The sequence below is a fragment of the Sulfitobacter sp. OXR-159 genome (assembly GCF_034377145.1).
GTDB lineage: Bacteria > Pseudomonadota > Alphaproteobacteria > Rhodobacterales > Rhodobacteraceae > Sulfitobacter.
Genome location: NZ_CP139707.1, coordinates 3,128,731 through 3,143,259 on the forward strand (window position 1 = coordinate 3,128,731; position 14,529 = coordinate 3,143,259).

14 protein-coding genes are annotated in these 14,529 nt (G+C 63.0%); 6 read left to right on the forward strand and 8 right to left on the reverse strand.

Features of this window, described 5'->3' with window-relative positions:
* Positions 1–43: 43 nt before the first annotated feature.
* The 4 genes from T8A63_RS16055 to T8A63_RS16070 all read right to left on the reverse strand — a co-directional run bounded on the left by T8A63_RS16055 (position 44) and on the right by T8A63_RS16070 (position 3,696).
* The gene (locus T8A63_RS16055; RefSeq protein WP_322344406.1) at positions 44–1,081 is read right to left on the reverse strand and encodes a molybdopterin-synthase adenylyltransferase MoeB; all 1,038 of its coding nucleotides are present in this window, start codon (positions 1,079–1,081) and stop codon (positions 44–46) included.
* A complete protein-coding gene (gene dut, locus T8A63_RS16060) occupies positions 1,081–1,533 on the reverse strand; it encodes a dUTP diphosphatase (protein WP_322344407.1) in 453 nt (150 codons plus the stop codon). Before dut ends, T8A63_RS16055 begins: the two co-directional genes overlap by 1 nt.
* A 9-nt stretch (positions 1,534–1,542) precedes the next feature.
* Entirely contained in the window at positions 1,543–2,736 is a 1,194-nt protein-coding gene (gene coaBC / locus T8A63_RS16065; RefSeq protein ID WP_300055424.1) for a bifunctional phosphopantothenoylcysteine decarboxylase/phosphopantothenate--cysteine ligase CoaBC, read from the reverse strand.
* A gap of 81 nt (positions 2,737–2,817) precedes the next feature.
* The gene (locus T8A63_RS16070) at positions 2,818–3,696 is read right to left on the reverse strand and encodes an RNA polymerase factor sigma-32 (RefSeq protein ID WP_067626281.1); all 879 of its coding nucleotides are present in this window, start codon (positions 3,694–3,696) and stop codon (positions 2,818–2,820) included.
* A gap of 98 nt (positions 3,697–3,794) precedes the next feature.
* Here T8A63_RS16070 and cobU point away from each other — a divergent pair, with 98 nt between their 5' ends.
* From cobU to T8A63_RS16090, 4 genes are all read left to right on the forward strand, one after another.
* Positions 3,795–4,316: a bifunctional adenosylcobinamide kinase/adenosylcobinamide-phosphate guanylyltransferase gene (cobU, locus tag T8A63_RS16075; RefSeq protein WP_322344408.1), complete on the forward strand. Its 522-nt coding sequence runs from the start codon at positions 3,795–3,797 to the stop codon at positions 4,314–4,316.
* A complete protein-coding gene (locus T8A63_RS16080; protein WP_322344409.1) occupies positions 4,313–4,894 on the forward strand; it encodes a histidine phosphatase family protein in 582 nt (193 codons plus the stop codon). The genes cobU and T8A63_RS16080 overlap by 4 nt, the downstream gene beginning before the upstream one ends.
* A gap of 57 nt (positions 4,895–4,951) precedes the next feature.
* Positions 4,952–5,644, forward strand: coding sequence for a glutathione S-transferase (locus T8A63_RS16085; protein ID WP_322344410.1), 693 nt, complete (start codon positions 4,952–4,954; stop codon positions 5,642–5,644).
* A 69-nt stretch (positions 5,645–5,713) separates the two neighbouring features.
* On the forward strand, positions 5,714–7,231 hold the full coding sequence (locus tag T8A63_RS16090) for a YifB family Mg chelatase-like AAA ATPase (RefSeq protein ID WP_322344411.1): 1,518 nt from the start codon (positions 5,714–5,716) through the stop codon (positions 7,229–7,231).
* On the opposite strand, the gene T8A63_RS16095 is transcribed toward T8A63_RS16090, so the two are convergent.
* The 4 genes from T8A63_RS16095 to rsmI all read right to left on the reverse strand — a co-directional run bounded on the left by T8A63_RS16095 (position 7,194) and on the right by rsmI (position 10,429).
* Complete coding sequence (locus tag T8A63_RS16095; RefSeq protein ID WP_322344412.1) at positions 7,194–8,111, reverse strand: alpha/beta hydrolase; 918 nt, start codon at positions 8,109–8,111, stop codon at positions 7,194–7,196. The two genes, T8A63_RS16090 and T8A63_RS16095, sit on opposite strands and share 38 nt — an antisense overlap.
* Positions 8,108–9,043, reverse strand: a complete 936-nt coding sequence (gene gshB, locus T8A63_RS16100; protein ID WP_322344413.1) for a glutathione synthase — start codon at positions 9,041–9,043, stop codon at positions 8,108–8,110. Before gshB ends, T8A63_RS16095 begins: the two co-directional genes overlap by 4 nt.
* Positions 9,044–9,147: 104 nt before the next feature.
* On the reverse strand, positions 9,148–9,525 hold the full coding sequence (locus tag T8A63_RS16105; RefSeq protein WP_067941502.1) for a YraN family protein: 378 nt from the start codon (positions 9,523–9,525) through the stop codon (positions 9,148–9,150).
* Positions 9,526–9,571: 46 nt separating this feature from the next.
* Positions 9,572–10,429 carry a 16S rRNA (cytidine(1402)-2'-O)-methyltransferase gene (rsmI, locus tag T8A63_RS16110; protein WP_322344414.1) on the reverse strand — a complete coding sequence of 286 codons (858 nt, stop codon included), beginning with the start codon at positions 10,427–10,429 and terminating at the stop codon, positions 9,572–9,574.
* Between the two features lie 87 nt (positions 10,430–10,516).
* Here rsmI and T8A63_RS16115 point away from each other — a divergent pair, with 87 nt between their 5' ends.
* Complete coding sequence (locus T8A63_RS16115) at positions 10,517–11,698, forward strand: penicillin-binding protein activator (RefSeq protein WP_067623778.1); 1,182 nt, start codon at positions 10,517–10,519, stop codon at positions 11,696–11,698.
* Position 11,699: 1 nt separating this feature from the next.
* A complete protein-coding gene (locus T8A63_RS16120) occupies positions 11,700–14,480 on the forward strand; it encodes a [protein-PII] uridylyltransferase (RefSeq protein WP_322344415.1) in 2,781 nt (926 codons plus the stop codon).
* Positions 14,481–14,529 lie beyond the last annotated feature (49 nt).

A 14,529-nucleotide genomic window follows, 5' to 3' on the forward strand; every position in this document is an offset into this window, starting at 1 on the left:
TCTCCTTTGCGCTCTAGATGGGGCGCGGGAAGGAGACTTGCAATCACCCGCCGCAGGTTTCGCAGCCCGCCCGCCGCTTGAGCCCGATCTTGCGGGTCTCACCGTAAAGCCCGTCGTAGATCATCATCTCGCCGCGCAGCACGCTGCCCGCGCCGGTGATCAGCTTCACCGCCTCAAGCGCCATCATCGTGCCGATCACGCCGGGCAACGGCCCGATCACCCCGGCCTCGGCACAGGAGGGTGCCAGCCCCGCGGCAGGCGCTTGCGGAAAAATGCAGCGATAGCAGGGCGCACCGCGCGCGGGATCAAAGATGCTGAGCTGCCCCTCCCACTGGCTGAGCGCGCCTGAAATTAGTGGCTTACCAGCCGCGACACAGGCGGCATTGACCCGGTAACGGGTGTCGAAATTATCGGTCCCGTCGAGCACGAGGTCATAGTCGGCCACCAGTTCGGCGGCGATCTCGTCGCTGAGGCGACGGTGGTAGGGGCGCACGGTGATATGGGGGTTTTGCGCCAGCATCTCGGCTTGGGCCGAGAAGACCTTGGGCGTGCCGATGGCCGCGTCTTTGTGGATTACCTGCCGTTGCAGGTTCGCGTTCTCGACCGTGTCGTCGTCGATCACCCCGATGGTGCCAACGCCCGCCGCCGCGAGATATTGCAGCGCCGGCGCGCCGAGGCCACCCGCCCCCACGACAAGCACCTTGGCGTTTTTCAACGCCTTTTGCCCGGCTCCGCCGACCTCGCGTAGTACGATATGGCGGGCATAACGGTTGAGTTCACTGTCCGAGAAACGGCCCGAGGTCTGGGGCGCCGCCGGTTCGCGCGGTGTGGCGCGGGCGCGCAGGGTTGCCAGCCCCTGCCGGTAGAGCATCACCAGCGCAACGAAGCCGCCCAGCAGCAGCCAAGGCGCGGCGCTGCCCCCGGTGGCCAGCCGCAGCGGGTGTGTGGCTGGAAAGACCAGATGCAGCCCCACCAAAGCCAGATACATAACCGCAACCAGCCCCGCACGTAGCCCGCGCGGCAGGCCGAGAAACCCGCCGCCAAACCAAAGAGCGGCAGCGATGATTAAAACCGCCAGCATCAGTGCGCCCCCGTCGAGCCGAAACCGCCCGCGCCGCGCGGGGTTTCATCAAGGCTGTCGGCCAGATCGAACCCCGCCTGCACCACCGGCGCCACGACCATCTGCGCGATGCGCATGCCCTGTTCGACGGTGAAAGCCTCTTGCCCCATATTGCCCATGATCACCCCCACGATGCCGCGATAATCGCTGTCGATGGTGCCCGGGCCGTTGATCAAGGTGATCCCATGTTTCAGCGCAAGGCCCGAGCGCGGGCGGATCTGCACCTCGAATCCCTGCGGGATCGCCATATGCAATCCGGTCGAGATCAGCGCCCGCGCGCCGGGGGCCAGCGTGACCGGACCTTCGGGCAGGTTGGCCCGCAGGTCCGCGCCGGCCGCGCCTGCGCTTTCATAGGCGGGCATTGGCAGGCTGCGATCCGCGCCATCGGCCCAGCAGAGTTTGATCGTGGTCATAGCGTCCCCTTAGGCAAGTGCTGCGGCGATGCGTTCGGCCAGACGGGCGGCCACGGCATCCTTGCCCATGCGCGGCCAGTCCTCTGCGCCCGCGTCGGTGATCAGCGTCACGGCATTCTCGCGCCCGCCCATGATGCCGGTGGCGGGGGAAACGTCGTTGGCGACGATCCAGTCACAGCCCTTGCGCGCGCGTTTCGCGGTGGCATGGGCCAGCACATCGTCGGTCTCTGCCGCGAAGCCCACGACGAGCGCGGGGCGGCCTTCGCTGCGCTGGCTGATGGTTTTCAAGATGTCGGGGTTTTCCGCGAATTTGAGACTGGGCAGCCCGTCTTTGGATTTCTTCAGCTTGCGGTCCCCTGCCCCCTGCACGTGCCAATCGGCCACCGCAGCGGCAAAGACGGCGGCATCGGCGGGCAGTGCGGCGTTTACCGCCTGCATCATCTCTTGCGCCGTTTGCACGGGCACCACCTTGACCCCCTCGGGCGGCGCGACCTCTGCCGGGCCGGTGACAAAGGTCACATCTGCTCCCAAAGCCCTGAGCGCGCGCGCGATGGCCGTGCCCTGCGCACCAGAAGAGCGGTTGGCGATGTAGCGCACCGGGTCGATCGGCTCATGGGTCGGGCCGGAGGTAACGAGGATGCGTTTGCCCTTGAGGGGTCCGTTGCCAAGCTGCGCCTCAACAGCGGCGACAATCTCAAGCGGTTCGGCCATGCGCCCCGGTCCAAATTCGCCGCAGGCCATGTCACCGTCATTCGGGCCCACCATGGTGATGCCATCGCCGCGCAACGTGGCGATGTTGCGCTGTGTCGCGGGGTGCTGCCACATGCGCACATTCATCGCAGGCGCCAGCAATACGGGCGTGTCGGTGGCCAACAGCAGGGTCGAGGCCAGATCATTCGCCGCACCCTGCGCCATCTTGGCCATCAGATCAGCCGTGGCGGGGGCGACCACCAGCAGGTCTGCCGCGCGGCTAAGTTGGATATGGCCCATCTCGGCCTCATCCCCCAGATCGAAAAGATCGCGAAACACCTTCACCCCGGTCAGGGCAGAGACGGAAAGCGGGGTGACGAACTCTTCACCTGCGCGGGTCAAAACCGGGGTCACCTTGGCCCCGCGTTCGCGCAGGCGGCGGATCAGATCGAGGGATTTATAGGCGGCAATGCCACCGCCGATGATCAGCAGAATATGTTTGCCCGACAGCATAAAGGCCCCCCGTTTGCGTTCGGGAGACCTTAATCCGGGGCGGCGAAATCTGCCAGCCCCGGTGGGCATCGCTGAAGGGGGTCAGGCGAGAAAGGCAAAAACCTCGCGCGATTGCAGTTCAAGCGACTTGCGCATTTTGCCAAAGGCCGCGGCCTCAAGCTGGCGCACTCGTTCTTTGCTGAGGCTCAGCTCATCCCCGAGGCTCTCCAAGGTGCGGGCAGGGTCGCGCAATTTGCGCTCGCGCACGATGAACTGCTCCCGTTCGGACAGCCCCTGCATGGCCGTCAGCAGCCAGTTGCGCAGTTGCGCGGTGTCGTGGCTTTCTTCGACACGTTCCGCGGCCTGCGCGCTTTCGTCGGCCAGCGCTTCGATCCACTCGCGGCCTTCGTCCTCAGCCGATTGCGTGGCGTTCAGCGAATAGTCAGAGCCCGACAGACGCCCTTCCATCATCTCGACATCATGCAACGGCACGCCGATCTCGGTCGAGATCATCTGGCGCAGCTGGTGCTTGTCCAATGTCTCGCCCATGGCCGTGGCTTCGCGCTCAAGCCGGGCTTGCACGCGGCGCATGTTGAAGAACAAGGATTTCTGCGAGGAGGTCGAACCGGTCCGTACCATCGACCAGTTGCGCATCACATGGTCCTGAATGCTCGCCTTGATCCACCAGACCGCATAGGTCGAGAACCGCACGCCGCGGTCGGGGTCGAATTTGTCGGCGGCTTTCATCAAACCCAGACCGGCCTCTTGGATCAAATCGTTCATCGGCGCGCCGTAGCGTTTGAACTTGCCCGCCATTGAGATCGCCAAACGCATGTATGCGGTGATCAAACGATGCAGAGCGGCCTCATCCCGCTGATCACGCCACGCATAAGCCAGTTCCAACTCTGTCTCGGCATCGAGCAATTCGGCCTTCATTGCGGTGCGGGTGAGTGAAAATTCGCGAGCGGTCTGCAATGACATTTGGTATCCCCCTTGAGAAATGCGTGGCGCACCTTGTGATGGGCCGTTGGTGGAGATACGCAGAGACATGCCATTTGGTTCAAATATTTGGTGAGAAGATGTTGCCTAGAACTACCTTTGCCCTAGGCGGGGCGGCCTCGGGCAAGTCGGAATGGGCAGAGGCCCTCGTAAATTCCAGCGGCCTGCCAAAGACTTACCTTGCCACCGGACGCATTTGGGATGACGAAGTTCAAGAACGCGTGAAAAAGCATCAAGCAAGACGTGATGCAGGATGGCGCACCGTTGAATGCCCGCTCGATCTGACCGAACCGCTGGCAAAATTGCCCGCAGGCGAAATCGTGCTGATCGACTGCGCGACCATGTGGCTTAGCAATCACCTGATGGAAGGCAGCGATTTAGCCGAGGCGCAGGCGGCGCTTTTGACGGCTCTGCGCGCCTGTGCCGCGCATTGGGTCATCGTCTCGAACGAGGTCGGCCAAGGCATCGTGCCCGAAAACGCCATGGCGCGGCAATTCCGCGAGGCGCAGGGACGGCTCAACATCGCCTTGGCCGCCGAGGCGGACACCGTGGTGCAGGTCGTCGTGGGCCTGCCGCAACTGCTGAAAGGGGAGATGCCGTGACCATTTGGCATTGGGTGCGCCACGGCCCGACCCATGAGAAAAATTTTGTCGGCTGGCGCGATGTCCCGGCTGACCTTTCCGATGCTCCCCGTCTGGCACGTTTGAACCTGCACCTGCCTGACGACGCGCTGCTTGTCTCATCGGACCTGATGCGCGCGGTGGATACGGCGGATGCGCTCGCCCAGCCCAAGCGCCGCCGCTTGCCCCATGAACACGGGCTGCGCGAACTGCATTTCGGCGCTTGGGACGGGCTGCATTTTTCCGAGGTTGCCGCGCGTGACCCCGACCTCAGCCGCGCCTATTGGGAGACGCCCGGCGATGTCGCGGCCCCCGAAGGGGAAAGCTGGAATCAGACCAAGTCCCGCGTCGACCGGGTGGTGGCACGGATCAACGCGGCCCACCCCAACGCCCATGTGATCGCCGTGGCGCATTTCGGGGTGATCCTCACGCAGGTCCAACAGGCCCAAGGCGGCGGCCCGCTTGAGGCGATGGCCCATAAGATCGACAATCTCTCGGTCACGCATTTGGTACATGAAAGCGGCACTTGGCGGATCAACGGCATTAATCACACGCCCTAGCCTGCACCGCCGCACAAAGGGCTTTGCTTGGCGACCTGCTTCTGCCTAATTTCGCCTATGACATATGATCTTTATATCGGCGATCGCACCTTCTCCAGTTGGTCCCTCAGGGGGTGGCTGATGCTTGAGAAGTTTGATCTTCCTTACCGCGCGCATCTGGTCGGCCTCTACAGTGGGACCATGGCCCAAGACCTTGCCCCCCTCGCCCCGGCGCGGTTGGTGCCTGCCTTGCGTCTGCCCGACGGCACCGTGGTGGGAGAGACGCTGGCCATGGCCGAAACGCTGGCCGAACGGCATCCCGATGCCGGGCTCTGGCCCGCTGATCCAGCCGCACGCGCCACGGCGCGCTGGCTATGTGCTGCGATGGCTTCCGGCTTCGGCGCGCTGCGCGGAGCCTGCCCGATGCAGTTGCAACATGTGTGGGAGGGGTTCGACCCGGATGCTGACACCCGGCAGGACCTAGAGCGCATCGAGGACCTGTGGCGACATGCCCGCAGCCAGCCGCGCAGCGCAGGGCCGTGGCTTTTCGGGGCCTACTCGCTCGCTGACGTATTCTATGCCCCGGTTGCCGCGCGGATCGTCGGTTATGACCTGCCAGTCTCGGCTGATGCGCGGGCCTATTGCGACGCCACAATCCATGATCCGGCCTTCAAAACATGGCGCGCTGCCGGGTTGGAAACCGCGTATGAACCGTTCCCCTATGAGCTTGGTTTGCCCAAACGGGACTGGCCCGTCACTACGGCGGCCTAAGACCTGCATTAACCATTCCTAAACCCGTCTTGCCTACCGATTAACCATAGCAAGGCGGGAGAGTGGGCAATGGTATCGCGGGCCTATACGGTCGCATTTCAGGGGGTTGAGGCGCGCATTGTCGAGGTGCAATGCGCGGTCACTGCGGGCCTGCCCGGTTTCTCTATCGTCGGACTGGCGGACAAGGCCGTGTCAGAAGCGCGCGACCGGGTGCGCACCGCGCTCAGTGCCATGGCCATCGCCTTGCCGTCAAAACGCATCACCGTGAACCTTTCCCCGGCAGACCTGCTCAAGGAGGGCAGTCACTTCGACCTGCCCATCGCACTGGCACTTCTGTCAGCGCTCGACATCCTGCCAGAGGACATCACCCAGAATGTGGTCGCCTTGGGAGAGCTTTCGCTTGACGGTACGCTCATGCCGGTCGTCGGCGCCCTCCCCGCGGCGATGGCTGCCGCCACCCACGACCGCAGCCTCCTATGCCCCGCAGGATCGGGAGCAGAGGCCGCTTGGGTCGGCAACACACAGGTCATCGCCGCGGCCAATCTAGGCGACGTTGTTCGCCATTACACAGGCCAAGTACCGATCACCCCCGCAGAGCCGGGGGAGGTGCCATTGACCGCAGCAGGCCGTGATCTGCGCGAAGTCAAAGGTCAGGAACGCGCCAAACGCGCGCTGGAAATCGCGGCCGCCGGACGGCACCATTTGATGTTGGTCGGCACGCCGGGTTCGGGGAAATCCATGCTGGCCGCGCGGCTGCCGGGCATCCTGCCGCCGCTCACCGCGACCGAGGCGCTGGAGACGTCGATGATCCACTCCCTCGCCGGGCTTCTGGATGAGGGGGGCATTTCCCGCAGCCGCCCCTTTCGCGAGCCACATCACACGGCCTCGATGGCCGCGATCATCGGCGGCGGACGCCAAGCACGACCGGGTGAGGCATCCCTCGCGCATAATGGCGTGCTGTTCATGGATGAGTTTCCAGAGTTCAATCGCACGGTCCTCGAAACCCTGCGCCAGCCGATCGAAACTGGCGAGGTCATGATCGCGCGCGCCAACGCCCATGTGAAATACCCCTGCCGCTTCATGCTGGTGGCCGCAGCAAACCCGTGTAAATGCGGATATCTGCCCGATCCGGCCCGCGCCTGCGCCCGCGTCCCGGCCTGCGGCGAAGACTACCTAGGCCGCATTTCGGGCCCGCTGATGGACCGTTTCGACCTGCGTGTCGACGTGCCCCCCGTCAGCTACAGTGACCTCAACCTGCCCGCCAACGGCGACACCTCTGCCGAGGTTGCGGCAAGGGTCGCTGCCGCGCGGGCGCTCCAATCAACCCGCTACGCCCAGCATGACGGCATATCGGCCAATGCCGACGCGGCGGGGGAATTGCTCGAAACGGTCGGCAGCCCGGATGCGGAAGCGCGCGACCTGCTGCTGCGTGCGGCTGAACGGTTTTGCCTCTCCGCGCGTGGATATCACCGGGTCATGCGCGTGGCCCGCACCATCGCCGATCTCGAGGGTGCCGCCGAGGTGCGCCGCCCCCATATGGCCGAAGCGATCAGCTTTCGCCTGCCCGATCCGGCGGCAAGGCGCTGATCCACTCGGCGAGGGTCGCAAGGGTCTCGCGCGCCTCCGGCAGGTGGTTTTGGAACAGCGGCCAAACATGCGGCAGATCATGGACCTCTTGAAAGGTGACCGGCACCTGCGCGTCGCGCAAACGGGCCGCAAAGCGGCGGCTGTCGTCGCGTAGGATTTCGCTGTCACTCACGGTAAGCCAGACCGGCGGCGCCCCTTTGAAATCCGCGAGGATCGGACTTGCCCGCGGGCTCTCTGCGCTCTGCCCCCGCAGATATAGCCGCGCCATCTCTGCCGCGCGGGCGGCGGGCAACAACACGTCACTTTCGGCATTCTGCGTGAAGCTCGCGCCGGAAAAGGTCATGTCCAACAAGGGGGAAAGCCCGAAGACGCCCGCAGGCAGCGCCGCGCCTTCGCGGCAAAGCTCCGCCAAAAGGTCAAAGACCAAAGCACCGCCCGCGCTGTCGCCGCCAATCACGATGTCCCGCGCGGCGATGCCTGTCCGACACAGCGCGTCCCAAGCCGCGCGGATGTCTTCCGCAGGTTTGGGAAAGGCCGCTTCCGGCACCCGCGCATAGCGCGGCAGCACCGCCTGCGCGCCCGTCAGCAGCGCCAAACGCGCGACCATGGCACGGTGGGTTTCCGGGCTGCCGAAGACAAATCCGCCGCCATGGACGTAGAGGATCACGCGACCATTCGAAGGGCCCTGCGGCGTAAGCCACAGCACCGAACCCGCCCCCGGCAAGCCCCGCCATTCGAAGAAGACATCGCGCGGCCCTTTGAAAAAGAGCCGCGCCTGCATCTCCATCGTGGCCCGCAGCATTTGAGGGTTTGCGCGGGCCAACAAAGGCTTCTCTGTCAGGCGCAGGCAGCGGTTCAAAAGATGCTGGCGCAGGCTCACCCGCGGCGGGCCTCGATCGCCTCCCAGATTTTGCCAGCGATATTCTCGCCGTCGAACCGTTCCAGTTCCTGAATGCCGGTGGGAGAAGTCACGTTGATTTCGGTCAAATAGTCGCCGATGACATCGATACCGACGAAGACCTGACCCTTTTCTTTCAGCAATGGGCCAATGGCGGCGCAAATCTCCAGATCGCGCTCGGTCAGCCCGACCTTTTCCGGTCGCCCGCCGACATGCATATTCGACCGCGTTTCGCCTTCCGCCGGTACGCGGTTGATCGCTCCTACTGGCTCCCCGTCCACAAGGATGACGCGCTTGTCGCCTTTCGACACGGCAGGCAGGAATTTCTGAACGATCAGCGGCTCCCGAGAGAAACCGGTGAACAGCTCATGCAACGAGGTAAGGTTGCGGTCATTGGCATCCAGCCGGAACACCCCGGCGCCGCCATTGCCATAGAGCGGCTTCAAGATCACATCGCCGTGCTTCGCCTTGAAGGCTTTGATGGTCGATAGATCCCGCGCAATGGTCGTGGGCGGCGTCAGGTCGGGGAAATCGAGAACCAAAAGTTTCTCGGGATAGTTGCGCACCCAGAAGGGATCGTTGACCACCAATGTGGTGTCTTTCAGCCGATCCAGCAAATGGGTCGAGGTGATGTAATGCATGTCGAAGGGCGGGTCTTGGCGCAGCCAGACCACGTCGAAATCGGCCAGATCGACCTCACGTTCACCTCCGAACTGGGCATGATCGCCCAGCACGCGCTGTACGGTAAAATCATAGCCCCGCGCGGTGATCCGCCCCTCTTGGTACGCCAGATGATCGGGTGTGTAAAAGAACAGCTCATGCCCCCGCGCCTGTGCTTCTTCGGCCAGCCGAAAGCTGCTGTCGGCGTTGATGTTCACGTCCCCGATCGGGTCCATTTGAAAGGCGATTTTCATCGGCGTCCCCCGCTGCTTACCTTGTCGTGATCCGACCCGGACCGACGGTGCAGGCGTTTGGGATCGCTTCTTAGATGGCGCAGCAGGGGCCTATGCGCAATGGGTCAGCCGTAGCCAAAAGCGTTTTCGATGATTTCCGTGGCTCCCTGCCCATCGACAAGCGCCACGTCAAAGCGCACTTCGGTCAGGCTGCCAGCAGGTTCACCGGCAAGGAATTCTTCGGCAGAGCGGTAGATGCGCTGCATCTGTCGGGCAGAGAGGCTTTCAGCGGCACGCGCAAAACTTCGGCTTTGCTTCACTTCGACAAAAATCAAGGCAGCCCCATCGCGCAGGATCAGGTCAATCTCTCCGGCGCGGCCACGCCAGCGGCGGCGCGCGATGGCAAAGCCGCGTCTTTCGTAGTCTTGCGCGATCCTATTTTCGGCTGCGATCCCGGCATGATAGGCCATGCGGCCTCGTTGGCGCTTGGCCGCAGTTCGCATCATTCCTGTGTCACCCTGCGCCATGTTCGTTACTCCGACTGTTGTCCTAACTTTTGCCGAGCGCCAATGCCGCCTGATAGACTTGCCGCCGTGGCAGGCCATGGGCCTGCGCCACCAAATCGACAGCGTCACGCATCGACATCTCTTTAAGCGCCCGTTGCAAATCTGTTTCTAGGTCAAGGTGATTAACAGACTCTGAACGGCTTCGATCAATAAGAACGACCACTTCGCCTTTTGGCGATTGGCCCTGATAGGTCTCTGCAAGGCTTTCAAGCGTATCGCGTCGAATTTCTTCGAACTTCTTGGTCAACTCTCGGCACATGGCTGCTTTGCGCCCCGCGCCCAGCGCGGTTGCCGCATCGCGCAGCATGGCCCCAAGCCGTTTGGGTGATTCGTAAAATACCAAGGTTCCCGGCACGTCGCGCAGCTTTTCCAGCGCCGCGATCCGTGCGGATTTACTATTGGGCAGGAAGCCTGCGAAGAAAAACGCATCCGTCGGCAGGCCGCCCAGCGCCAGAGCGGTCAGCACCGCCGAGGGCCCCGGTGCGCAGGTCTGCATCACCCCCGCCTCGGCGGCGGCACGGCTAAGCTCGAAGCCCGGATCGGCGATCAGGGGCATGCCCGCCTCTGACGCATAGGCAACCGATTTGCCCTCGCGGATGGCCGCGATAAGCCGCTCTTGCACGGATGTGCCGCTGTGGTCGTGCAGGGCGATTACCTTGCGTCCATTGAGCGGTACCCCGTGGATTTCCATAAGCCTGCGCAGGCTGCGCGTGTCTTCTGCCGCCAGCAGATCCGCCGCGGCAAGCGTGTCCAGCGCACGCAGCGTGATATCGCGTGCGGTGCCGATTGGGACGCCCACGAAATAAAGTCCTGGGGCTAGAGCTGTCTTGAGGAATTTCAACGCTGGACCCGCCTTTCGCAGTGACTATGATCGCGGCCATGTTCCGGCGACCGTCGTCGTCTTGCCACCACCGGGGAGTGAATACAAATGATTGCCTGTTTCCGAGCCTTCCGCAAGAAGATGCACCTGCTCTTATTGCCTCTATTCGCGGTCCTGCTCGCGGCCTGTCAGCCCGTCGCCATCGGCGGCGCCAATTCCGGCGGCCCGCGCATTGACCCCTCTGCCCCCGTTCCTGTCGCGCTTTTGGTGCCGCGCGGTGGCTCTGCCAGCGATGAGTTGCTGGCCAAAAACCTTGAGAATGCAGCGCGTCTTGCGATGCGCGACCTTGGCGGCGTCGAGATTGACCTGCGCGTCTATGGCACCGCGGGCAATGCCAGCAAAGCCGCTGCCGCTGCCTCTCAGGCGGTGAATGAAGGGGCCAAGATCATCCTCGGGCCAGTTTACGGCGAGGCGGCCAATGCGGCCGGCGTGGCGGTGGCCTCTTCCGGGGTCAATGTGATCTCTTTCTCGAACAACCCGACCATCGCGGGCGGCAATGTCTTCGTGCTTGGGCCGACCTTTGCCAATACCGCCAACCGTTTGGTGAGCTTTGCCAAGCGCAATGGCAAAGACAAAATGGTCGTGCTGCATGGTCAGGACCTCGCCGGTCAACTGGGCCGCGATGCGATTGTTCAGGCGATCAGCGCCAATGGCGCGACACTGGCGGGCACCGTGGATTACGCGCTGAGCCAAGAGTCGGTCGTGGCCGCCGTGCCGCGGGTCAAGGCGACGATCGAAGGCAGTGGCGCGAATGCGCTGTTCCTCACAACGTCCTCGGCCAGTGCCCTGCCACTTTTCGCAGAGCTGCTGCCCGAAGCTGGGATCCAATCGGCGACCACACAATATGTCGGCCTGACCCGTTGGGACATCCCGCAGCAAACGCTGGCCCTACCCGGCGTGCAGGGCGGCTGGTTTGCCCTGCCAGACACAGCGGCAAGCGGTGCCTTCTCCAACCGCTACAAAGCGGCCTATGGCAGCGACCCCCATCCTTTGGCCGGGCTGGCCTTTGACGGGATCGCGGCGATCGGGTCCTTGGTAAAGAGCGGCAAATCCAACGCGCTTTCCGGTGCGGCCCTCACCCAAGGGGCGGGTTTCCAAGGGGCCAGCGGCATCTTCCGTCTGCGCCGCGATGGCGCCAATGAACGTGCGCTGGCCGTGGCCACGATCCGCAACAACCGGGTTGTCGTGCTAGACCCAGCGCCGCGCGGCTTTGGCGGGGCTGGTTTCTGAATTGGACCTCGCGAAACCGACAACAACATCAGGCGCGCGTCGACACCCGCGCCTGATTTGCGCGCCCGAACAAATCCTTGACGATACAGCCGTCTGGCAGGCCCTTTCGCAACGCGACAGCACGCTGGAAGGTGCCGCGCTGCGGGCCGAGATCGTCCCCCTCATCCAAGAAGCCCAGCAGGCAGGCCGCAAGGCAATCGCCGCGGGCTTTGCGGAATCGCCCTTTGATGCGCGGGCGATGACCTCTTCCTACACCTATCTCACCGACCAACTGCTGCGCTGCGTCTTGCAGATCGCCACGCAGGTTCTGCACCCCAATCCGAACCCGACCGAGGGTGAACGGCTCGCCATGATCGGCGTGGGCGGCTATGGCCGGGGAGAGATGGCGCCCTTTTCCGATGTCGATCTGCTTTTCCTCATCCCCTACAAGGCCACCGCTTGGTCGGAGAGCGTGATTGAATCGATGCTCTATATCCTGTGGGATTTGAAGCTGAAGGTAGGTCACGCCACCCGCACCATCGAAGATTGCCTGCGGCTTGGGGCCGATGACTACACCATCCAAACCGCTCTGCTGGAGAACCGGTTCATCGATGGCGATCTCACCCTTGCCCAAGAGCTTTCCGAACGCCTTAAGAACGACCTCTTTTCGGGTGCCGGGAAGGATTTCATCGAAGCCAAGCTGGAGGAGCGCGACAACCGCCACCTGAAACAGGGTGAGCGCTATATGGTCGAGCCCAACGTCAAGGAAGGCAAAGGCGGGCTGCGCGATCTGCATTCGCTCTTTTGGATTGCCAAGTTCATCCATGACGTGGACCGGGTCGCCGATCTGGTCGATCTCGGTGTCTTTCGCGCCGATGAATACGACACCTTCCGCGAGGCCGAGGCCTTTCTCTGGGCCGTGCGCGGGCATCTTCACCTGATTGCAGGTCGCGCGACGGAACAGTTGACCTTTGACATGCAGGTGCAGGTTGCCCAAGCGATGGGCTATCAGGATATCGGGGGCCGGCGGGGCGTCGAGATCTTCATGCAGGCCTATTTCCGCCACGCAACGGCGGTGGGGGATCTGACCCGTATCTTTGTCAGCGGGCTTGAAGCGTCGCATATGAAGGCCGAGCCGCTGCTGGAGCGCATCTTTCGCCGCCGCCCGAAAATGCGCGAAGGGTTTCAGGTGGTCCACAACCGCATCGCGCTAAAAGACGACCAAGAGTTTCTACAAGACAAGCTGAACCTGCTGCGCATCTTCGAAGAGGCCCTGCGCACCGGCATGCTGATCCACCCTGACGCGATGCGGCTGATCAAGGCCAACCTCGCGCTGATCGACGATGACATGCGCCGCACGCCAGAGGCGCGGCGCATCTTCCTTGATCTGCTGTTGAAACACGGCAATCCCGAACGCTCTTTGCGGCGGATGAACGAATTGGGCGTCTTGGGCGCCTTCATCCCTGAGTTTGAGCCCATCGTGGCGATGATGCAGTTCAATATGTACCACTCCTACACCGTGGACGAACATACCATCCAGTGCATTGCCAACCTCGCCCGGATCGAAAAAGGCGAGCTGGAAGAAGAACTGCCCGTTGCCTCTTCGATCCTGAAGCGCGGGGTCAATCGCAAGGTGCTTTATGTGGCACTGCTGCTGCATGACATCGGCAAAGGGCGACCCGAGGATCATTCGATTATCGGCGCGAAACTCGCGCGGCGCATCGGCCCACGGTTGGGGTTGAAACGCGATGAGGTCGATACCGTGGAATGGCTGGTGCGCTACCACCTGCTGATGTCCGACATGGCCCAGAAACGCGACATCGCCGATCCGCGCACGGTGCGTGATTTTGCCAAGGCGGTGCAGACGGTCAAACGGCTCGACCTGCTCTGTGTGCTCACGGTCTGCGACATTCGCGGCGTAGGGCCGAACACGTGGAACAACTGGAAAGCGGTGCTGATCCGGGCGTTATATCGCCAGACCGAGCGGGCACTTGAAACCGGGCTTGAAGACCTCAACCGTGAGAACCGGGGGGCAGAGGCCAAGAAAGCCCTGCGCGCCGCGCTTTCCGACTGGCCGCGCAAGCTTTTGCAGCAAGAGACAGCCCGCCACTACCCGCCCTATTGGCAGGGTCTGCATGTCACCGCTCACGTCGCCTTTGCAGAACTGCTGCGCGACATCGGCAATGACGACATCCGCATCGACCTGCACCCCGACGAAGACCGTGGTGCCACCCGCGCCAGCTTTGTCATGGCCGATCATCCGGGCATCTTTGCCCGGCTTGCGGGTGCGCTTGCACTGGTCGGAGCCAATGTCGTCGACGCGCGCAGCTATACCACCAAAGACGGTTTCGTGACCGATGCCTTCTGGATTCAGGACAGCGAAGGCAACGCCTATGAAGCTTCGCGCCTGCCGCGCCTGCGCGACACGATCGAAAAGACCCTGCGGGGTGAGATCGTCGCCCGTGATGCGCTGAAATCGCGCGATAAGGTCAAGAAACGCGAACGCGCTTTCAAGGTGCCGACCCATATCACTTTCGACAACGAAGGGTCTGAAATCTATACGATCATCGAGGTCGACACCCGCGACCGGCCCGGCCTTCTTTATGATCTGACCCGCACCTTGGCTGGCTCAAACGTCTATATCGCCAACGCCGTGATCGCGACCTTTGGCGAGCAGGTGGTCGATACCTTCTACGTCAAAGACATGTTCGGCCTGAAATACTACACCGAGGCCAAGCAGCGCACCTTGGAAAAGCGCCTGCGCGAAGCGATTGCCGCAGGGGTTGAGCGGGCCGAGGGCTAGGGTTCCTTCGGCACGTTTTGACCGGCAAAATCCCGCCACCCTTTATTTC

What these genes read in the sequence shown, in the direction of transcription:
- T8A63_RS16055 (WP_322344406.1), bottom strand. Translation starts at nt 1,081, where the DNA reads ATGCTGGCGGTTTTAATCATCGCTGCCGCTCTTTGGTTTGGCGGCGGG.
- dut (WP_322344407.1), bottom strand. Translation starts at nt 1,533, where the DNA reads ATGACCACGATCAAACTCTGCTGGGCCGATGGCGCGGATCGCAGCCTG.
- coaBC (WP_300055424.1), bottom strand. Translation starts at nt 2,736, where the DNA reads ATGCTGTCGGGCAAACATATTCTGCTGATCATCGGCGGTGGCATTGCC.
- T8A63_RS16070 (WP_067626281.1), bottom strand. Translation starts at nt 3,696, where the DNA reads ATGTCATTGCAGACCGCTCGCGAATTTTCACTCACCCGCACCGCAATG.
- cobU (WP_322344408.1), top strand. Translation starts at nt 3,795, where the DNA reads ATGTTGCCTAGAACTACCTTTGCCCTAGGCGGGGCGGCCTCGGGCAAG.
- T8A63_RS16085 (WP_322344410.1), top strand. Translation starts at nt 4,952, where the DNA reads ATGACATATGATCTTTATATCGGCGATCGCACCTTCTCCAGTTGGTCC.
- T8A63_RS16090 (WP_322344411.1), top strand. Translation starts at nt 5,714, where the DNA reads ATGGTATCGCGGGCCTATACGGTCGCATTTCAGGGGGTTGAGGCGCGC.
- gshB (WP_322344413.1), bottom strand. Translation starts at nt 9,043, where the DNA reads ATGAAAATCGCCTTTCAAATGGACCCGATCGGGGACGTGAACATCAAC.
- T8A63_RS16105 (WP_067941502.1), bottom strand. Translation starts at nt 9,525, where the DNA reads ATGCGAACTGCGGCCAAGCGCCAACGAGGCCGCATGGCCTATCATGCC.
- T8A63_RS16115 (WP_067623778.1), top strand. Translation starts at nt 10,517, where the DNA reads ATGATTGCCTGTTTCCGAGCCTTCCGCAAGAAGATGCACCTGCTCTTA.